The following is a 17142-nucleotide window of genomic DNA, read 5'->3' as shown; positions in this document are numbered from 1 at the left end:
CTGGACAAGATGATGGCAAAGTAGTAGCTTCCTAAAGCGGGAATTATCCAGCACAATGAATTGCTAACTTTGTCCTACCACAATAATTTAGTGCAGGCTGGCACTAGCTGTCCATTTACAGGCTGGACAGTCTCAGAATTATCTAGCTAACGGCTAAAGGCCTATTAATGGAAACAACCAAAGTTAAGGGGCTACTTTCTGTTGAGGTTAAATCTCCTCCAATTGTAGCGGGCACTATTGCGACTGTGAGTTTGATTGTCAGGAATCCATTTTCTGAAAAGGTTGTAATAGAGTCTATTCAAGCACCTTCCTCAGCGCCATTACTGCCTTCGCAAGCAGTGAGGTTGGCGGATTCGGCTGGCGAAAGGAATGTTGAGCGAAGTTTAATCCAGCGATTACTTACGGGGTTTTCAAACTTTAGAGTGGCGGAGATTAGCTTTGGATCACTTACCGCTGAATTTCCCGCCCCAAGAGGAAGTAACTTTCATATAAACATGGAGCCAAAGTCAAAGCTCACTTTTAAAACCCCATTCAAACCTAACGACAACGTCCATATAAATAATGCAGAAGGTGCCGAGGTAGTGTTCGACAATCCCAATGTAGAAATGGATGGTATTAGTGAGGAGAGAGAAATTCCGCCCCACCAGGAGGATCTGGCCTCGTTCGAGCTTCAGACAGCTCACTGGCTATTTGTAAAGCCGAAGGTGCTCGATCTCTACGCGCTTATAAAGTTCCGGGTAGGTGATGAACCTCGAAGCCAAGTTGTCCCTGTGACGGTCTCTGTCCAGCCGCCAGTTAAATCAATTGTTCTTGGTGCAGTATCAGGCGGCATACTGGGATGGCTCGCACGGCAACTAAATAACGGTATTCTTTCACCGGATTTTTCAGTCGCAGCTTCTGTTGTTAGCGCGTTGGGCATAATTGTAATGGCCATGATTCTTGCTATTGTGTTATCTCGACAAGAGTCGACCAAAGGCTTTGTGACTCTTGAGGACTTTTACGGTGCGTTCGTGGTAGGGGCTATCCTCGGATATACCGGGACCGAATACTTTGAAACATCATTAAAATCCGTAGCCGGAAATTAACGCAGTGACTAATCAGGTGCCTCAGCGACTAATTTCGCTCGAGACTGGTGGGTCATGTAAATAAATTCTCCCAGGTTTTCATGGGGTTTGCGTGGTTTTGGGGTGTCACGAGTTAATTGAATTAATTAAGAGGCACCGGAGCAAGGAGAGGTTATGGAAAATCTAACAAGAAATCAACATTTCATATCTCAGTCTGAGCAGCGCAGTAATTGTATAGATGAGAGTAGGCCAAAGCATAAGAAGCGAGTCTACAAGTTTGAAGTGGTCGATCGAGAAAATGGTGTTGTTCGCCTGACTAATACTGAGGGAGTCAAGATTCAGAATAATCTGTCTTTCGATGATCTTTTCAGTTTCGATGTAAAAAGCTCATCTTTGAGAAAAAACCTGGAGGATTTCTTTCAGGCTTTTGAAGTGGATCTGGCTCCGGCTGCTGACCTCCTTATTTCCGAATCAAAGATCTATTCGGGAAGCAAGGTTTTGAAGAGTGCCGCTGAACGAGTATTCAAAGCAAAGTTTATGGGGTGGATAAGAAACCCATATTCGATTGCTAGAACAATTGATATGTTTAAAGGGCTGTTGGGGTTGTATCCAACTGATCCTCTTTTGCTGGCCAACTTTACTGACATTCGCACGGGCACTAAGCCTCACTTAGCTAAAGTTTGCGCAGAGTTCGGGGTGACGAGTGATCAGTACTTACAGTGGCTGGAAATTCTGTTTCTGGCTTTAATGACCCCACCTGGAGGCACAAAAAGTATTCTGGAAGCATCAGTCGAAAAGTTTTTTGAGCCAACGGGTCACATGGGACATGTCATAGTCTCAACATTTGACGACGTTGTAGGCTACAGAGTCGCAATACCTGATACAGGTTATCTCCAGGGGACTCAAGATCCCAATCATAATATGTTTCTTTTTAACTTAAATCGGAGTGCGTTTGTTTCATTTAACTTTTTGAACTTGTCAAAGCAGACACTTGTAGAGATTCCGTCTTATATGAAAGATCAAGTAGGGTCTTTTAGTATTAAATTTTCGGCGCAGCATCATCACAATGATATGAGGTTGCTTGAGAGATTTAATGTGCTAGCCGCGTACCAAGCCCATTCTCATATATTTTGTGCTGATCCCCAAGTCTTCGGAATTACGACTATTCAATGAGTATTACACCTTGACGTTGTGAGTCACCCACCCGAACGCTATAGACAAGGAATGCGCCAGTGGTCAGAACCGGATAGCCACTCAAAGCGAACACCCAGACGTTCAAATGCTATAGCGGTTGCGAGAGCGCGGGGAAAACTAAAACTTTCTTGAGTTCGGCGCGCCGCTCAGCGTATTCGATCTTAATTAAGAGTCAAGGAAGAGTTGAAGCGAAATGAAAGGCTATATTGAGTTCGACCGTTTTATTGATCTGGAAGCATCTCTCGAGCAAATTTTTGCTCAGATTCAGAGCGAGCCAATGAGTCCAACCTCCTGGAAGTGGGCAATCATCGCTGCTCACTCTGCCCTTCAGGCTTCTATGTGTATCGCGCTTCGAGGCAGTGTAGGCTTGGATACGTGGAAGCCGAGACACCAAAAAAAATGGTTAGAGGCGTACGAAAAAAAAGAGGATTTACCTGATCCTCACCTTGATTACTTTATGGAATTATTCAGCAAGCTTTTTGATGGCGAGTCAGGAATAGATGGGTGCGCGATTAACTGGCTAAATGAATCTAGAAACAATCTTGTACACTTTAATACCGATCACTACGCAATAGAGCGAGAGTCTGTTATTTGTGCAATAACTGTGTCAGTATCTGCGACGATAATGGCATCGACACGAAGCAAAGGGATTTTTTTCTATAACGAGCAGCAACAGCATCGTTTTAATACTCTTTGCGAGAGCATACTCGCGAGACTCAAGGTGTTAGTGAATGGCTAACAAATTGGAGCTTTCACCTTCCTGGGCGCATTCACCTGCCTCCTCTTGGCCGTCAGCCGGCCATGGTGAAGGGCAGCTTCGGATCGACTGCGGCGGCGCTCCCATGCCGGCTTTTGCGCTTGATAGAAGAATGGTGCTATGGGCATCCGCGAGCGCTAGCAGCGTTTTGGATCCCGACCATTCGATTGACCGCTAAATTTTTAGGGCGAAATTAGGGCAAATCTTAGGGCGTGTTAGGCCTTTGCAGGCCATCCGCTAAAGCCAGAGTAGCCATTTATGCTGGCCTCCGGAGGCCTATAGAGATTCTCGGGCGGGTTCAAATCCCTATCTCTCCGCCATACGCGAAGTAGTCAAAGCCCCCGAAAATGTTGAGTTTTCGGGGGCTTTTTCATTGGTGCTCGAAAATATTGGTTTTTTGGGCAATAACTTCACCCTCCAGCACGCAGCAGGCCATCTTAGGACAATGTTTTTAGACCTCTAACCGGGCTAGGGCTTCCCGGTCTCATGGTATTTATCACTAGGGCGGTGGCGGTGCTGTTGAGAGCTTTTTTAAGGCTTGCGAGACGGGCTGTACAAGCAAGTCCAGTAGGCGTCTGTCGAACACAGCTTGCGTGATCAGGCGGATGCCCGCCCAGGTATGAGATCCAGGGCACCTTTATTGGTTGTTAGCTTCGAGACTTTTCAAAGCGAACATCACCCTCAGTCAAGTTCTTCACAGGCTGCCAGCCAAGGTGCCGATAGAAGCCACATGCACGGCTCGCTTGAGCTGTCTCTAACCAGATCGTTTGATGGTGTTGAAAGAGGAACGTCTCTGCTTGCTCCATGAGTCTGCGGCCCAGCCCGTTTCCCTCAAATCCGGGTAGAACGAAAGCGGCAAACACACACCCGTCCTCGACATCGGCCATAGAAAAACCTACAGGGGCACCATTGACCTCGGCAATCCAAGCACAGGGGGCCTCTAAAATGGCCTGCCTTACCGTAATGGGGCTAATTCCCATTGCGGCTAGCTGCTCACGGGATAAGTGATTTTCGTGCACGCTGGTTCGAATATCAAAAATCGCATCAATATCCGCTAGGTTGGCGAGTCTGATTGAGTGGTTCATATTTGGTTTGAGTCTCTAAGCGGGCTTCCTTGAATTCATAGGATCCCTAAATTCCTCAGTCGGTATTCCTGTTCCCTGCACCGCTGGGTCAACCGAAGGATTGTGACAACTCATCGCTTCAACAGAGTCAGTCGGGCTGCTACAGCCTTGCTGTCAAACAAGAGGGTGGCAGCGATACGCGGGTTGACAGACCGAGGACTCCGGAGACTCAGCGCACACAAGGTGCCCTACGTACCACCGCCATAAGGGTTGCACGTGTGGGGAGAAGGGTCTGCCTGTCAAAGCCGGTCGTTGATCTGCAACGACCCGCCGAGACTAGAACGTGACCTGCTCCGTCGCAACCGTTTGAGCAGCGGAGCAGTATGTTTCGGAAACGGCCTACAAGTAAGGGGATTAATCTGAGTTCAGAGACCCAAAATTACCCATCAAAGCGATCCCCTGCCGCTCAACCCTCCGCAACATTTTGTCTTGATCTGCCATTCACCACCTGCGCTACAATGCCGGCCTCTGTTCGCCACTCACGCCCGAACAACACGCCGTAATGACTACGCGCGCCGGGCGATGAACGCTTCCTGACATGGATTCGTTGGATGCTTTGCGCTTCGCTATACCTACCCATCACTGTTCGCTCATCCGTGGCGTCGCCTTCTGCGGCTGCCACTGGCGCCCCTCTGCAAACCCACCACACCACGCCCACGCTGCTGCCCGAAGGCTGCGGTTCACGGCTGTGCGTCCACTGGAAAATGGAGTGATCCACGTGCATAAGAAATTCATCGCCTCCCTCTTGGCCGTCGCCATCGCCTCGACCACCGCCTGCGCCCAGCTTGGCATCAGCAAGGAACAGGCCGGCACCGTGATCGGCGGCTTGGCGGGTGTTGCCATCGGTTCGACCATGGGCAGCGGCAACGGCAAACTGGCGGCTGCCTTGATCGCAGGCGGCATCGGTGCCTACGTGGGTAACCGCATCGGCAACATGCTCGATGAAAAAGACCAGCAGGCCCTGGCCTTGCGCACCCAGGAAGTGCTGAGCCAGCAACAGGCCACGGCCAGTGCACAGCCGGTGACCTGGAAGTCCGACCACTCCGGCGCCACCGCGCAGATCGTGACGGGCAAGACCTACACCAAGACCAAGCAGGTCGAGGTCAAGCGTGCGCCGAAGATCCAGGCCGTTCCGTCGATGAAGCTGATCAACGAACCCTACGTGACCACCAGCGATAACCTCAATGTGCGTGCGGCGCCCAACGCCAAGGGCGAAAAAGTCGGCAGCCTGAAGAACCACACCGAATTCACGGCCGTCGGTTCAACGGGCGACTGGGTGCTGGTGGGGCGCAAAGGCGTGACGGTCGGTTACGTGCACAAGGACTACGTCGAGCCCAAGGCACAGGCCGTGGCCAAGCGCGTCCCCCCGGCGGTGAACCTGGATGAGCTGGACGTGGCGACCAGTAGCGAAACCAAAGGTTTCGACTTGGACACGCTGCAGAACCTGCCTACCCAGACCGTCGCTGCCGAAGCGGCTTGTCGCCCTGTGACGGTCAGTCTGAAGTCCAAGGAAGGCAAGACCGAACAGGAACAGAACACCTTCTGCAAACAGGCCAATGGCACCTGGGAACTGATTTGAGAACCTCCATGAAAAAGCACGCCCTTGCGCTCGCCGTGATCGGTGCTTGCGGTCTGGTACCGCAGGCTTTCGCCCACGAGCTGGCGTTTTCGAAGAAGGACAATATCAAGGTCGAAGTGCCCGGTGAGGCCGCGACCTGGTGCAAGCCTGAAGTCGAGCTGACCATCACCCGGCCTGCCTGGGACAACCCAGACATGCTTTCGGGCTTGCTGAACAAGTTGCCGTTCGTGTTCGCCAAGGACTGCTCCACGGCCAAGGTCAGTTGGAAAGCGGTCGATGACAAGGGCACGCTGTATGCCAGCGGCGCTGGCACTGCCAGCAACCTGGGCCTGATGAACCTGGCTGCCGCACCTGCCGCACCCACGGCGCCAGCCCCCCAGCAGGCTCAAACGCCAGCGCCATCATCTGCGCCAGCGCCTGCAGAGGCATCCGCACCTGCCGCTACGCCTGCGCCTGTCGAGGCCCCAGCACCGGCCGTGGCGGCTGCCCCAGCGCCGGCCAACAAGCCAGAACCGGCCGCTGTCCCCACCCCAACCCCAGCGCCCGCACCTGAACCGGCGGCAGCACCTGCCGTTGCGCCCAAGGTAGCCGGCGCATCCGTCGCGGCCGCCCCCACCTCGGACTATGGCCGCTCAGTGGTACTGAAGAACAGCAAGCTGATGCAGATCACCGATGCGGCGGGCTGCAAGTGGGTGCTCAATAGCACCATCATCAGTGAGGGCGATACCCTCACGTTCGGCACCACGCCGGCCATGCCCTGTCCGGCTTCCGGCTTTGGTGCGGGCAATTTCGAAAAGATCAGCTGGAAAGCCGAAGGCACCTACCGCGGCAACGACTGGAATCGTATCTATGTCCACCCCAGTGCCTTGATGTTCAGCAAGCGTTACGAGGCGGCGGTCAAGGACAAGTCGGTCAGCTACCTCACGGCCGAAGCGGACCAGGTGGCGTTGCTGGTGGGCGAAATTCCCGACCGGAACATGAAGGTATACCTGGCGTTCTCCCGGCCTACCTACGGCGCTGTGGGGCCTTTCCTCGCCGACCCGTACTACGTCGCCGTAACCCCGGACGACGCCTTCGCCCTGGACCCGGTGAAGTACAAGGAGACTGCGCTGCAGGTTTTCGACCTGATCAAGAACGCATCGCCGAGCACCACCGACGTGGCAGACCTGCTCATCGTCAAGGACCTGTCGGCCATTTCCAACAGAATCTGGGGCAACGATGACCAGAAGATCGTGCGCAACCGCATCGGCATGAGCCGCCAGGGCTTGTACTTCGATGTGCGCAGCGGCGCCAACTGGGCGCAGCAGCGTGAGAAGCAGCGCGTGCGGGAAGCCCGCAATCGTCAGCAGCAGTTGGCCTGGGAACACACCCGTGTGCTTGAGCGTTACCAGCAATTGCAGGAGCGCATGGGGGAATTCAAGGGGCGTGAAACCGAGGCACTGGCGCAGATGGCCGGCATCAAGGTGCGTTACCCTTCGCCGCTGCAGCAGCAGGACCCTACGTCGTCGCAGAACGTGACGCCGATGATGGTGCATGTCACCGGCAAGAAGGGCGAGTTCTACACCCTCGACTACCCAGGCGAAGGGCGTCTGGTTGCCGAGCAGCAGTACCCCGAAGGCTGGTACGTGGCCCAGGTGGCCAACGCTACCCCTTACTACCCGCTCGAAGACGGTCGCGCCATCCCTACCTACCGCGCCTACAGCGTGGGCGAGCCGAAGGCCTGCGAGCAGGAGCGCTGCGCCGACCGCGTGTCCTATGGCGCCGTGCTGGCCAAGGAATTCCCCAATGCAGGCATCGACTCCAACTGGACGCCCGAAGTCTCCCAACAGTTTGTGAACGACTGGAACAACGCGTCGGCACAGGTCCAGTGAGGCATAACCCATGATCAAGCAGATGAACGCAAAGCAGAAGTTGATTGGCGGTGTGGCGGTCGTGGCGGTAGCGCTCGGCGTCACCTATGCCGTGGTTTCGAGCAGTGGCAAGAAGCAAGCCATGGCCTACTACGAAGACTTCAAGGAACGCTACTTCCTCGAAGACGTGCTATCCGAAGGCGACATTTCGTACTCGGCACTTTCCGGTAACCTGACAGTGGCCGACCCGGAGATCCGTGTGGCCGCCGTGCAGACCAACGGCGCGCAACAGTTCATGCGCAGCATGGCCGGCTTAGTGGCCTCAATGCGGGGCATGGACATGCAGGAGGGCCTGGGCAACTGGGCCGAGTACCAGATGAACGCACTCGAATCACGCTACGTGACCGGCGTTTTTCTAAAGGCTGATGCGTTAAAACTGTCGCACAGCGGTGACAGCAAGGACGGCGAAATCCATGTCCAGTTGCTGGGCATGCAGATGGCCGATCCGTATATCGCGGCCCAGGGCCAGGACATCGTCCGTGTCTACGATGTGAGCGACGAAATCCAGCCGGGCGTCGAGCTGACGGCCAACGGGCGCGCGTCCCAGGCGAAGCTGCCTTGGGGTGTGAACCTGGCGGCGCGCCAGCCGGTCACGGGCGCTTTCCTGGTCAACAGCACGGGGCAATTCGGGACCAAGATCGATCTTGACCTCACGCTGCAGCGTTCAAGCGATGGCGAGGGCGTTATGACGTTCGTGGTCACTCACCGCAACGACGGTTCGAAGGTGGGCGAAATCGTGCGCAAGGCCACCTTGCAATCCATGCCCGAACTCGATGATGTGCAGGAACAGTTCAAGGCAGCCCTGGGCGGCCAGATTGTCGCCGCCTTCAGCCCGCCTTCTGGTCTGGCCATGTTCAGCGGCGCAGTATCGGACTTGGCGCGCAAGGCCAAGGTGGAGCGCTATGAGGTCAGCTACAGCGGGTTCAAGCCCATGCGCGTGGCATTCGAAGCCTTCCAGCACACCACGCCCAACGCCAAGTTTGCCGACTTCTGCCAAGAAGTAGGGCTTTCAACCTGGAGCAGCGATTTTGGCACCAAGGCCAAGCAGCACAGCGATTCGGAATGCGCCATTGCGCAGAAGCTGGCGGCCGGGGACGACTTCGAGGAAACCTACACCTTCAAGGAAGGCAAGAGCCTGTACGCCGCGTTGTTCGTGAGCAAGGCGTATGAGCTGGAGACGAACTAGGACGTTGTCGGGGCGGGCCTTGTGCAAACCGCAAGCATGCCGGGGCCGTTTCACGGCCCCATCGCGGCAGCCCCAGGATTGGAGCCTCGCCGCTAACATTGCCGAGACCGCGTTGCGGTCTATCGCGGCCGTTACCCCCCTGGGCGTCACTCATCTACCAAACCCGCTCATCCCCCACATCCTCAAGCACCTGCCCCAAATCCAGCTCAACAGACAATGCAATCAGACTCGCATTTCCATCCTCGCCCTCCGGCCATACCGTCACTTGGGTGTCCGCTGCCAGCAGAAGCTGGTCGCCGCTTTTCATCATCTGCTGCGTGCCATCGGCTTTGATGACCCTCAAGCCACCGGCGGTTGCGAACAAAAGCAGGTCGTTGATGGTGCTCAGCCGGGCCGCAGCGCGCAGGTGTCGGTACTCCACGATCCAGCCGTCGGCCAGAAACGTCTTGCTCAGCTGGTAGTTCAGCGAGCATTCCAGCGACAGCTCACCCAGTGCCGCGATCACCTGCTCCTGTGGCAAGCCCTTGGGCATGAGGCGGGCAAACTCGCTCAGGTTTTCCAGTGTCACGTGTTTATGAGCAGGGCTCATGCCGGTGTCCTTGTAGATTCGATGCGCTCAGGCACAGGTGCAATTGAGGTCGACGTCACGCCACAAGCGTGATGGCGACGTGCGCGGCGATGCCTGCCGCCACGCTGAAAATCAAACTCCGGGTGAAGTAGGCCACGATCACCACCGGCACTGCGGCCAGCATGTCGGCGTTCACTGCCATCAGCGAGCCGTCCTTGGCCATCAGCAACGCAGGCACGGTGATACTGGCGATGATCGCCACAGGCAGGTACTCGATGACATCGTTGAACACCTTGGGCGTGCCCTGCATTCGGAACAGCAGGGGCGTGGCCCGGGTGAAGTAGGTGATGGCCATCATCAAGGCCACCGCGCCGATCAGGTATTTTTCTTCAGGCATAGGCCTACTCCACAGCCCACGGCCGTCGCCACGAACACATTCAAAGGGGAGGGGTACAGCGCGTTGAGTAGGCAGGTCGCGGCAATCACCACCAGGGCGACGATCAGCTTGGGCCGGCTGTTGCACAGCGACACGAGCACGAAGATCATCATGGCGGTCAGCGCGTAGTCCAGCTTGAACGCGGAGAAGCGGCTCAGCGCATCGGAGGCCACGGCGCCGAGCAGGGCGCCGGCAATCCAGCTGGCATGGCACCAGGTGTTGAACTGCAGCAGATAGCCAGGCGGGGTGTACTTGCCGGCTTGTAGCCGTTGGCTGTGCAAAGCGAACGATTCGTCGGTCAGGCCAAAGGCATACATCAGCTTTTGCGACCGGGAGATGCCCAGCCCATCGCTCTGCTTGGCCATGTACATGGCCATGAGCATGTGCCGCGAATTGATCAGCAGCGTCGACAACGCGATGGTCAGCAACGGCGCACCGGAGGTGATCAACGCCAGCGCCGCAAACTGCGCGGCGCCTGCGTAGACGAACACGCACATCGCCACCGGGAGCCACAAGGGCAGCCCGGCATTGATGCACATCACGCCAAACACGAAGCTCACCACGAAGTAGCCGGTGATTACCGGCAAGGCATCGACGAAGCTTTCCCTGCGCGAGACCGGGTGCAAGGCGAGGTCGGTCATAGATCGACCTCGCAGGTGATCTCGCCGCGCGTCTGGCTGAAGCCCTGCCGGTTCCAGAAGCGCACCGCCGACGCATTGTCCTGGTCGATGAACAGAAACACCCGACGGATGCCATGCTGACGGAAGTCGTTGAGGATCGAGGTGGTCAGCGACGTGCCGATGCGGCTGTGGCGATAGTCTGGCGACACGGCCAGGTGGTTGATGGTACCGCGTGTACCCATCGCCCCTCCGGCCACGGCACCGATGATCGCCCCGCTGTGGTTTTCCGCCAGGTAGCAGAACGTGTTGTCATGGCTCAACAGGCCCTTGAGCAGGTCCTCGTTCTGCCAGTCGCAGAACGCAATCTCGTCGAACCGCTTGAGGAAGTTGACCAGGCGCGTGGCATGAAACGGCGTGGCCTTCTTGATGGTCAGGCCGTTCATGCGGTCGGGCACGGCAACGCTGCGCGTTGCCTGCTCAAGGCTATTTGACAATGTCATGTTCGGTCCCCGGCCGGGAGAAGGAGATGGCGATGATCTGCCGATAGCCCATTTCCGATTCGCTGGGGTTGGTGGCCGGTGTCACGTAGTGCTGCAGCTCGCGGTCGAGGAAATACGTGGTGTCGAGAATTTCCTGGTAGGTGCCGGAGTCGATCACGTTCGACTGTTTGTCGTAGACCTTGCTGGTGGCGCCTTCGATGTTGTGACGGCCCCAGAAGTGCACGCCGCTGAAAGGGTAGCCGTCGCAATGGATGCCTTCGGGCGTGATTTCGATTTGCTCGCCGGGTTTGACCTCGATGCGGATCTGGTGAACCTGGCACTGCCAAGGCACGTTGTGCAGTTCTTCAGGCAGCACGGCCTTGTACACGTCGAAGTCCAGCTTGATCAGGGCGCGCAGCACCGGTGAGTTGAAGACATCGCTGGACACATCGTCGAAGTGGCGCCGCATGCCGCCCACATACTGGTTATGGGCCTCGGACTGTTCATAGGCACGGTGTTCGAGCTGCTGCAGCTCGCCGGTCGCCGGGTTGAAGTCGAAATCGCTGTAGCGGCGGTAGCGGGTACCCTTGTCGGCCTGGCCGTAGTACTTGTCTACGCCCATTGTTTCCCAGCTCTTGGAAAACGCCACGAAATGGTCAAAACCGCCGTGGAGTGCAAAGTCGTTGCCCAGCACGTTGACTGTCTTGTTCAGGCGCAGTGCGTCATCAACATTCCGTTTGAGTGTAAGCATTGGCATCTCTTCCCGTTGAAATCTGGGCGCCAATCTAGCAGGCGAAATGATGGCAGAAACTTCACTTTTTTTTGTGGTGCCTCAACCGCCGCTTGTTGCCAGCCGACGTACCGAGCAGACAGCGGCGGCGGTTGTGCGTTATCCTTCCAGGCCTTGTTGCATGCGGGCTTGAGCACGTCTTGGGAGGGGTGTCGAATGGATATCAAGGTGCTGCGAAACATCGCCAATGTCGCGAGGACGGGGTCGATCACCGATGCCGCCGAGCAGGTCCACGTCACGGTGCAGGCACTGGCGGCGCAGTTGAAAAAGCTGGAGGACCATTGCGGCTTCAAGCTCTTTGACCGCACCAACAAAGGCGTGTCGTTGACGCAGGAAGGGGTCGGGATCCTGCCCCATGTGCTGGAGATCGTGCGCTGCTCCGAGCGCATGCAACTGAAAATCAAACAGCTGCGCGAGCGCCAGAGCCAGCCCTTGCGGGTCGCCCTGAACAGCACCCTGTCGATGGAAATCAACCAGCAGATCATGGCCGGTGTGGCCAGCAATCTGTCCGGGTGCAGCCCCATCTTCAGCTGTTCCGAATCCCCCGACAACCTTACCAAGCTGGCCAAGGGCGAAGCCGACATGGTGGTGATCCTGGGCGACAGCATGCCCGAGGGGTTCTACTCGGTTTCGCTCAAGGGCCTGCGCATTGAGGTGGTGGCCTGCTCGGTCAGTGCCGACACCGCCCCTTCGGTGGTCATCAAGCCGTTGCCCGAATGCCCGTACGCCTCCATTTTTTCGCGTTTCGCCAACCATCAGGGCGGCGGGCTCGAGGCTGCTACCGTGTTCCATTCCGGCAGCGAGATCGTCAGCGTGTCGATGATCAAGAGCTTCGGCGGCATGGGCGTGCTGTCGCGGGCCGTGGCCGAGACGAACGACCTGCACATCTGGGAAGGGTATTCCGAATACCTCGATGTGTACCTGGTGATGAAAGAGCCATGGATCGTGGAGGAGGAGTTTCCTCAGTTCTACCCCAAGACAGCGCCGATGCACGCCTTCGAGTCGATCAATGCCTGAAGCGCCGTCAGCCTGAGACAACCTGTCGTCTTGCGCTTGGCCGCGCAATTTGTTTGTCCTGGCATTTCGGTTACAATCGGAAAAACGATTCAGTGATGTAGGTCAATGCGACAAAAGCCTGATTCGTTTTCCGGTTCTCTGGCTGCTGAACAATGATCAATAACAAGCCTGCGCTGAAGAACACGCGTTACCTGGGTCAGCCACAGGCCCACCTCCGTTCTCCTGACTGGAATTGATCAATGTTCAAGAAAGCTGGCAAGACCTTGCTGGGTCTGGCTGTCGCTGCAACTGTCATGCACGCTCACGCCGCAGAAACCAAGAAAGTCGACGTACTGTTGGTCGGCGGCGGCATCATGAGCTCCACCCTGGCCGTCTGGCTGCACGAGCTGGAGCCAAGCTGGTCGATGGAGATGGTCGAGCGCCTGGACGGCGTGGCCGAAGAAAGCTCCAACGGCTGGAACAACGCCGGTACCGGTCACTCCGCACTGGCCGAGCTGAACTACACCCCCGAAGACAAAGACGGCAACATCAACATCTCCAAGGCCATCGAAATCAACGAAGCCTTCCAGATTTCCCGTCAGTTCTGGTCCTGGCAGGTACGCCAGGGCGTGTTGAAGAACCCGCGCGCGTTCATCAACACCACGCCGCACATGAGCTTCGTGTGGGGCGACGACAACATCAAGTTCCTGAAGAAGCGCTATGAAGCGCTGCAGGCAAGCCCGCTGTTCCGCCCCATGCAGTACTCCGAAGATCACGCGCAGATCGCCAAGTGGGTCCCGCTGATGATGGAAGGTCGTGACCCGGCCCAGAAGCTGGCTGTCACCTGGACGCCAATCGGCACCGATGTGAACTTCGGCGAAATCACCCGCCAGTTTGTCGGTCACCTGCAGACCCAAAAAGGCTTCGACCTGAAGCTGTCCAGCGAAGTGCAGGACATCAGCCGCAACAAGGACGGCTCCTGGCACGTCGAGTACAAGAACCTGAAGGACGGTAGCAAGTCGGCTACCGATGCCAAGTTCCTGTTCATCGGTGCTGGCGGTGGCGCGTTGAAGCTGCTGCAGAAGTCCGGCATTCCGGAAGCCAAGGAATATGCAGGCTTCCCTGTGGGCGGCTCGTTCCTGGTGACCGAGAACCCAACCATTGCCATGCAGCACATGGCCAAGGCCTACGGCATCGCTTCCACCGGTGCACCGCCCATGTCGGTACCCCACCTGGACACCCGCGTGCTCGACGGCAAGCGTGTGATTCTGTTTGGCCCGTTCGCGACCTTCTCGACCAAGTTCCTGAAGAACGGCTCGTACCTGGACCTGCTCAGCAGCACCACCACCCACAACCTGTGGCCAATGACCCGCGTGGGCATCGACCAGTACCCACTGGTGGAATACCTCGCAGGCCAGCTGATGCTGTCTGACGACGACCGTTTCGACGCCCTGCGCACCTACTTCCCGAATGCCAAGAAGGAAGACTGGAAACTGTGGCAAGCCGGTCAGCGCGTGCAGATCATCAAGCGTGACGAAGAGAAGGGCGGCGTGCTGAAGCTGGGCACCGAAGTGGTGGCCTCTCAGGATCGCACCATTGCCGGTCTGCTGGGCGCCTCGCCAGGTGCATCGACTGCTGCGCCGATCATGCTGAACGTGCTGGAAACCGTGTTCAAGGAAAAGGTCGCTACCCCAGAGTGGCAGGCCAAGATCAAGGAAATCATCCCGAGCTACGGCACCAAGCTGAACGACTCGGCCGCTGCTACGCAGAAAGAGTGGAACTACACCGCTGAAGTGCTGCAGTTGGCCAAGCCGCCGGTCATCGACGAACGCGTCGGCACCAGCGTCGTTGCGCCAAGCCAGCCGGTTGAAAGCAAGCCTGAGAACGACATGGCCCTGTAACTCACGGCCCTGACGTAATCGAAAGCCACGGGGGTGACCTCGTGGTTTTTTTTTGCGCGGTTAGACAGGCAGGGCTTGGCCAAGATCGCGCCCGCGCAGGCACTCGGCAGCCTTGATGGTGCGCGAGGCGATCGCTTGGGGAAACCTGGGCAGGGCGCAGGTCACTCAGGCCTGCCGCAAAATGCAGTCCAGCAACCCCGGGAAACGCTCGTCGAGCATTTTGCTGCGCAGTGAGTTCATGTGCGTGGTGCCCACGTTGCGGGTGTGTACCAGCCCGGCGTCCCTCAACACACGAAAATGGTGGGACATGCTCGACTTGGGCCGCCCTCCGTCCAGCTCGCCGCAGCTGGCCTCGGTCACCCCGGCAAGATGGCGGACGATGCCCAGGCGCACTGGGTCGCTCAAGGCGTACAGCACGCGTTCGAGAATTAGATCATCAGGATTGGGATGTTTGTAGGCTCGCATGGTCTGCATGATACCGGGGCTTTTCATTATTGCCATAGTTCGATTATGATCGAACTACAGTATTCAATGATCCTGGAGTGTTCCATGGCAGCCCTGTTCGAACCCTATACCCTCAAAGACGTCACCCTGCGCAACCGCATCGCCATCCCGCCGATGTGCCAATACCGCGCTGAAGACGGCATGATCAACGACTGGCACCACGTGCACCTGGCTGGCATGGCCCGGGGCGGTGCCGGTCTATTGGTAGTCGAGGCCACGGCAGTATCGCCCGAAGGCCGCATTACCCCAGGCTGCGCCGGTATCTGGAGCGATGCCCACGCCCAGGCGTTCGTGCCCGTGGTGCAGGCGATCAAGGCGGCGGGCTCCGTGCCAGGCATCCAGATCGCCCACGCCGGTCGCAAGGCCAGCGCCAACCGCCCATGGGAAGGCGATGATCACATCGCGGTCGATGATCCACGCGGCTGGGAAACCATCGCCCCGTCGGCCATCGCCTTCGGTGCCAACCTGCCCAAGGTGCCGCGCGCCATGACCTTGGACGACATCGCTCGGGTCAAGCAGGACTTCGTCGATGCAGCCCGCCGCGCGCGCGACGCCGGCTTTGAGTGGATCGAGCTGCACTTTGCCCACGGTTACCTGGGCCAGAGCTTCTTCTCCGAGCACTCCAACCAGCGCACCGATGCCTACGGTGGCAGCTTCGAGAACCGTAGTCGGTTCCTGCTCGAAACCCTGGCAGCGGTACGCGAAGTGTGGCCTGAGCACCTGCCGTTGACCGCTCGCTTTGGGGTGCTGGAATACGATGGTCGTGACGAGCAAACCCTGGAAGAGTCGATCGAGCTGGCGCGCCGCTTCAAGGCGGGCGGCCTGGACCTGCTCAGCGTAAGCGTGGGCTTTACCATTCCCGACACCAACATTCCATGGGGCCCAGCCTTCATGGGCCCGATTGCCGAACGCGTGCGCCGCGAAGCGGGTATCCCCGTCACCTCGGCATGGGGCTTTGGCAAACCGGAATTGGCAGAAGCGGCCGTACGTGCCGAACAACTGGACCTGGTCTCGGTCGGGCGTGCGCATCTGGCTGACCCGCACTGGGCTTATTTCGCGGCCAAGGAGCTGGGGGTGGAGAAAGCTGCATGGACCTTGCCAGCGCCCTATGCACACTGGCTTGAACGGTATCGCTAAGGGTCGCGGTCAGGGCGTTTGAAGTGCCACCTGCGCCTCGGCGAAGCACTGCTCGGCAATCGCCGAGCGGGGCTCGCTGCGGCGCAATAACAGGCCCACCGGGCTGTGGATGACAGCATCGGTGACCGGCACGATGCGCAGGTGCTCGCTAAGGCCTTCCAGGCCGCACCCCAGCGGCATGATGGCGCAGCACAGGCCAGTGGTGATGGCCTGGATCAGCTGGAAGCTGGAGTCGCTTTCCAGTACAGCGTTCGGTTCCAGGCCGCGGCTACGGAAGCTCAAGTCCAGCGACTGCCGGTAATGCATGCCCTTGCTCAACAGGCCCAGCGGCGTATCGCCCAGTTGGTCCCAGCGCAGGCTTTGGACCTCGAACTGAAAATGCCGGGTATCGTGCAGCAGGCCCATGGTAGTGGTACCCAGCTCGATGACGTCGAAAAACTGCGTGTTGACCTGGTCCAGGTAGCAGATGCCCAAGTCCAGTTGATTACGGCTCAGGCCGTCGATCACCTGCTCGGAGCTTAGGGAACTGAGTTCGAAGTGCAGGCCCGGGTACTTGGCCCGCAACGGCAACAGCAGTTGCATCGGGTTGAAACTGGCCAGCGGCACCGTGCCCAGGCGCAGGCTCCCGACCACCTGACCGCGGCAATGGGCAGCTTCGGCGTGCAAACCGTCATGGGCGGCCAGCAGGGTCCGCGCCCAGGCCAGAATGCGTTCGCCCGCCTCGGTGAACCCTTCGAACCGCTGACCGCGCTTGACCAGCACCAGGTCCAGTTCGTCTTCCAGGTTACGCAGGCGCATGGACAGCGTGGGCTGGGTGATGTGGCACAACGCAGCCGCCTGGCCAAAATGGCGAGTCTGGTCCAGGGCGATGAGAAACTTCAGTTGCTTGATATCCAT

Annotated in this window: 17 protein-coding genes; 9 read left to right on the top strand and 8 right to left on the bottom strand. The window is 57.7% G+C overall.

The annotated features are described in order from the left end of the window. Positions 1–167: 167 nt before the first annotated feature. The 3 genes from ACF8GB_RS20365 (at position 168) to ACF8GB_RS20355 (ending at position 2997) form a co-directional block, all read left to right on the top strand. Positions 168–1085 carry a hypothetical protein gene (locus tag ACF8GB_RS20365; protein WP_392527560.1) on the top strand — a complete coding sequence of 306 codons (918 nt, stop codon included), beginning with the start codon at positions 168–170 and terminating at the stop codon, positions 1083–1085. Positions 1086–1238: 153 nt separating this feature from the next. Then, positions 1239–2237 carry a hypothetical protein gene (locus ACF8GB_RS20360; protein WP_392527558.1) on the top strand — a complete coding sequence of 333 codons (999 nt, stop codon included), beginning with the start codon at positions 1239–1241 and terminating at the stop codon, positions 2235–2237. Between the two features lie 214 nt (positions 2238–2451). Next, entirely contained in the window at positions 2452–2997 is a 546-nt protein-coding gene (locus tag ACF8GB_RS20355; RefSeq protein ID WP_392527557.1) for a hypothetical protein, read from the top strand. 665 nt (positions 2998–3662) lie between these two features. Here ACF8GB_RS20355 and ACF8GB_RS20350 read toward each other — a convergent pair. Beyond that, positions 3663–4100, bottom strand: coding sequence for a GNAT family N-acetyltransferase (locus tag ACF8GB_RS20350; protein ID WP_058638488.1), 438 nt, complete (start codon positions 4098–4100; stop codon positions 3663–3665). Positions 4101–4857: 757 nt separating this feature from the next. Here ACF8GB_RS20350 and ACF8GB_RS20345 point away from each other — a divergent pair. The 3 genes from ACF8GB_RS20345 to ACF8GB_RS20335 are packed head-to-tail and all read left to right on the top strand — an operon-like array spanning position 4858 to position 8814. After that, positions 4858–5718 carry an SH3 domain-containing protein gene (locus tag ACF8GB_RS20345; protein ID WP_392527556.1) on the top strand — a complete coding sequence of 287 codons (861 nt, stop codon included), beginning with the start codon at positions 4858–4860 and terminating at the stop codon, positions 5716–5718. An 8-nt stretch (positions 5719–5726) separates the two neighbouring features. Further along, positions 5727–7589 (top strand): hypothetical protein, encoded by a 1863-nt coding sequence (locus ACF8GB_RS20340; protein ID WP_392527555.1) that lies wholly within the window; start codon positions 5727–5729, stop codon positions 7587–7589. A gap of 10 nt (positions 7590–7599) precedes the next feature. Then, positions 7600–8814, top strand: coding sequence for a hypothetical protein (locus ACF8GB_RS20335; RefSeq protein WP_392527554.1), 1215 nt, complete (start codon positions 7600–7602; stop codon positions 8812–8814). 154 nt (positions 8815–8968) lie between these two features. On the opposite strand, the gene ACF8GB_RS20330 is transcribed toward ACF8GB_RS20335, so the two are convergent. The 5 genes from ACF8GB_RS20330 to ACF8GB_RS20310 are packed head-to-tail and all read right to left on the bottom strand — an operon-like array spanning position 8969 to position 11668. Beyond that, positions 8969–9403, bottom strand: a complete 435-nt coding sequence (locus ACF8GB_RS20330; protein ID WP_182139794.1) for a hypothetical protein — start codon at positions 9401–9403, stop codon at positions 8969–8971. Between the two features lie 55 nt (positions 9404–9458). Continuing rightward, positions 9459–9779 (bottom strand): AzlD domain-containing protein, encoded by a 321-nt coding sequence (locus ACF8GB_RS20325; RefSeq protein WP_023536306.1) that lies wholly within the window; start codon positions 9777–9779, stop codon positions 9459–9461. After that, positions 9758–10459, bottom strand: a complete 702-nt coding sequence (locus ACF8GB_RS20320; RefSeq protein ID WP_027914243.1) for an AzlC family ABC transporter permease — start codon at positions 10457–10459, stop codon at positions 9758–9760. Before ACF8GB_RS20320 ends, ACF8GB_RS20325 begins: the two co-directional genes overlap by 22 nt. Beyond that, positions 10456–10938: an N-acetyltransferase gene (locus ACF8GB_RS20315; protein ID WP_145129942.1), complete on the bottom strand. Its 483-nt coding sequence runs from the start codon at positions 10936–10938 to the stop codon at positions 10456–10458. The genes ACF8GB_RS20320 and ACF8GB_RS20315 overlap by 4 nt, the downstream gene beginning before the upstream one ends. Further along, a complete protein-coding gene (locus ACF8GB_RS20310; RefSeq protein WP_392527551.1) occupies positions 10922–11668 on the bottom strand; it encodes a 2OG-Fe dioxygenase family protein in 747 nt (248 codons plus the stop codon). The genes ACF8GB_RS20315 and ACF8GB_RS20310 overlap by 17 nt, the downstream gene beginning before the upstream one ends. A 195-nt stretch (positions 11669–11863) precedes the next feature. Here ACF8GB_RS20310 and ACF8GB_RS20305 point away from each other — a divergent pair, with 195 nt between their 5' ends. Next, on the top strand, positions 11864–12724 hold the full coding sequence (locus ACF8GB_RS20305; RefSeq protein WP_144967166.1) for a LysR family transcriptional regulator: 861 nt from the start codon (positions 11864–11866) through the stop codon (positions 12722–12724). 239 nt (positions 12725–12963) lie between these two features. Then, a complete protein-coding gene (mqo, locus tag ACF8GB_RS20300) occupies positions 12964–14604 on the top strand; it encodes a malate dehydrogenase (quinone) (protein ID WP_392527549.1) in 1641 nt (546 codons plus the stop codon). Positions 14605–14769: 165 nt separating this feature from the next. Here the strand turns inward: mqo and ACF8GB_RS20295 are convergent, their stop codons facing one another. After that, on the bottom strand, positions 14770–15105 hold the full coding sequence (locus ACF8GB_RS20295; RefSeq protein ID WP_078478144.1) for a helix-turn-helix transcriptional regulator: 336 nt from the start codon (positions 15103–15105) through the stop codon (positions 14770–14772). A gap of 48 nt (positions 15106–15153) precedes the next feature. On the opposite strand from ACF8GB_RS20295, the gene xenA reads away from it, so the two are divergent. Continuing rightward, positions 15154–16245, top strand: a complete 1092-nt coding sequence (gene xenA, locus ACF8GB_RS20290) for a xenobiotic reductase XenA (protein WP_027914248.1) — start codon at positions 15154–15156, stop codon at positions 16243–16245. A 9-nt stretch (positions 16246–16254) separates the two neighbouring features. Here the strand turns inward: xenA and ACF8GB_RS20285 are convergent, their stop codons facing one another. After that, a complete protein-coding gene (locus ACF8GB_RS20285) occupies positions 16255–17142 on the bottom strand; it encodes a LysR family transcriptional regulator (protein ID WP_392527548.1) in 888 nt (295 codons plus the stop codon).

Source organism: Pseudomonas sp. xss_4 (assembly GCF_043104125.1).
GTDB classification, from domain to species: Bacteria; Pseudomonadota; Gammaproteobacteria; order Pseudomonadales; family Pseudomonadaceae; genus Aquipseudomonas; species Aquipseudomonas parafulva_B.
This window is presented reverse-complemented; position numbering and strand designations above follow the sequence as displayed.

Coding starts and splice junctions, on each gene's coding strand:
- ACF8GB_RS20360 (WP_392527558.1), top strand. CDS start 1,239: ATGGAAAATCTAACAAGAAATCAACATTTCATATCTCAGTCTGAGCAG.
- ACF8GB_RS20305 (WP_144967166.1), top strand. CDS start 11,864: ATGGATATCAAGGTGCTGCGAAACATCGCCAATGTCGCGAGGACGGGG.
- mqo (WP_392527549.1), top strand. CDS start 12,964: ATGTTCAAGAAAGCTGGCAAGACCTTGCTGGGTCTGGCTGTCGCTGCA.
- ACF8GB_RS20315 (WP_145129942.1), bottom strand. CDS start 10,938: ATGACATTGTCAAATAGCCTTGAGCAGGCAACGCGCAGCGTTGCCGTG.
- ACF8GB_RS20340 (WP_392527555.1), top strand. CDS start 5,727: ATGAAAAAGCACGCCCTTGCGCTCGCCGTGATCGGTGCTTGCGGTCTG.
- xenA (WP_027914248.1), top strand. CDS start 15,154: ATGGCAGCCCTGTTCGAACCCTATACCCTCAAAGACGTCACCCTGCGC.
- ACF8GB_RS20310 (WP_392527551.1), bottom strand. CDS start 11,668: ATGCTTACACTCAAACGGAATGTTGATGACGCACTGCGCCTGAACAAG.
- ACF8GB_RS20355 (WP_392527557.1), top strand. CDS start 2,452: ATGAAAGGCTATATTGAGTTCGACCGTTTTATTGATCTGGAAGCATCT.
- ACF8GB_RS20330 (WP_182139794.1), bottom strand. CDS start 9,403: ATGAGCCCTGCTCATAAACACGTGACACTGGAAAACCTGAGCGAGTTT.
- ACF8GB_RS20295 (WP_078478144.1), bottom strand. CDS start 15,105: ATGGCAATAATGAAAAGCCCCGGTATCATGCAGACCATGCGAGCCTAC.
- ACF8GB_RS20350 (WP_058638488.1), bottom strand. CDS start 4,100: ATGAACCACTCAATCAGACTCGCCAACCTAGCGGATATTGATGCGATT.
- ACF8GB_RS20320 (WP_027914243.1), bottom strand. CDS start 10,459: ATGACCGACCTCGCCTTGCACCCGGTCTCGCGCAGGGAAAGCTTCGTC.
- ACF8GB_RS20335 (WP_392527554.1), top strand. CDS start 7,600: ATGATCAAGCAGATGAACGCAAAGCAGAAGTTGATTGGCGGTGTGGCG.
- ACF8GB_RS20285 (WP_392527548.1), bottom strand. CDS start 17,142: ATGGATATCAAGCAACTGAAGTTTCTCATCGCCCTGGACCAGACTCGC.
- ACF8GB_RS20325 (WP_023536306.1), bottom strand. CDS start 9,779: ATGCCTGAAGAAAAATACCTGATCGGCGCGGTGGCCTTGATGATGGCC.
- ACF8GB_RS20365 (WP_392527560.1), top strand. CDS start 168: ATGGAAACAACCAAAGTTAAGGGGCTACTTTCTGTTGAGGTTAAATCT.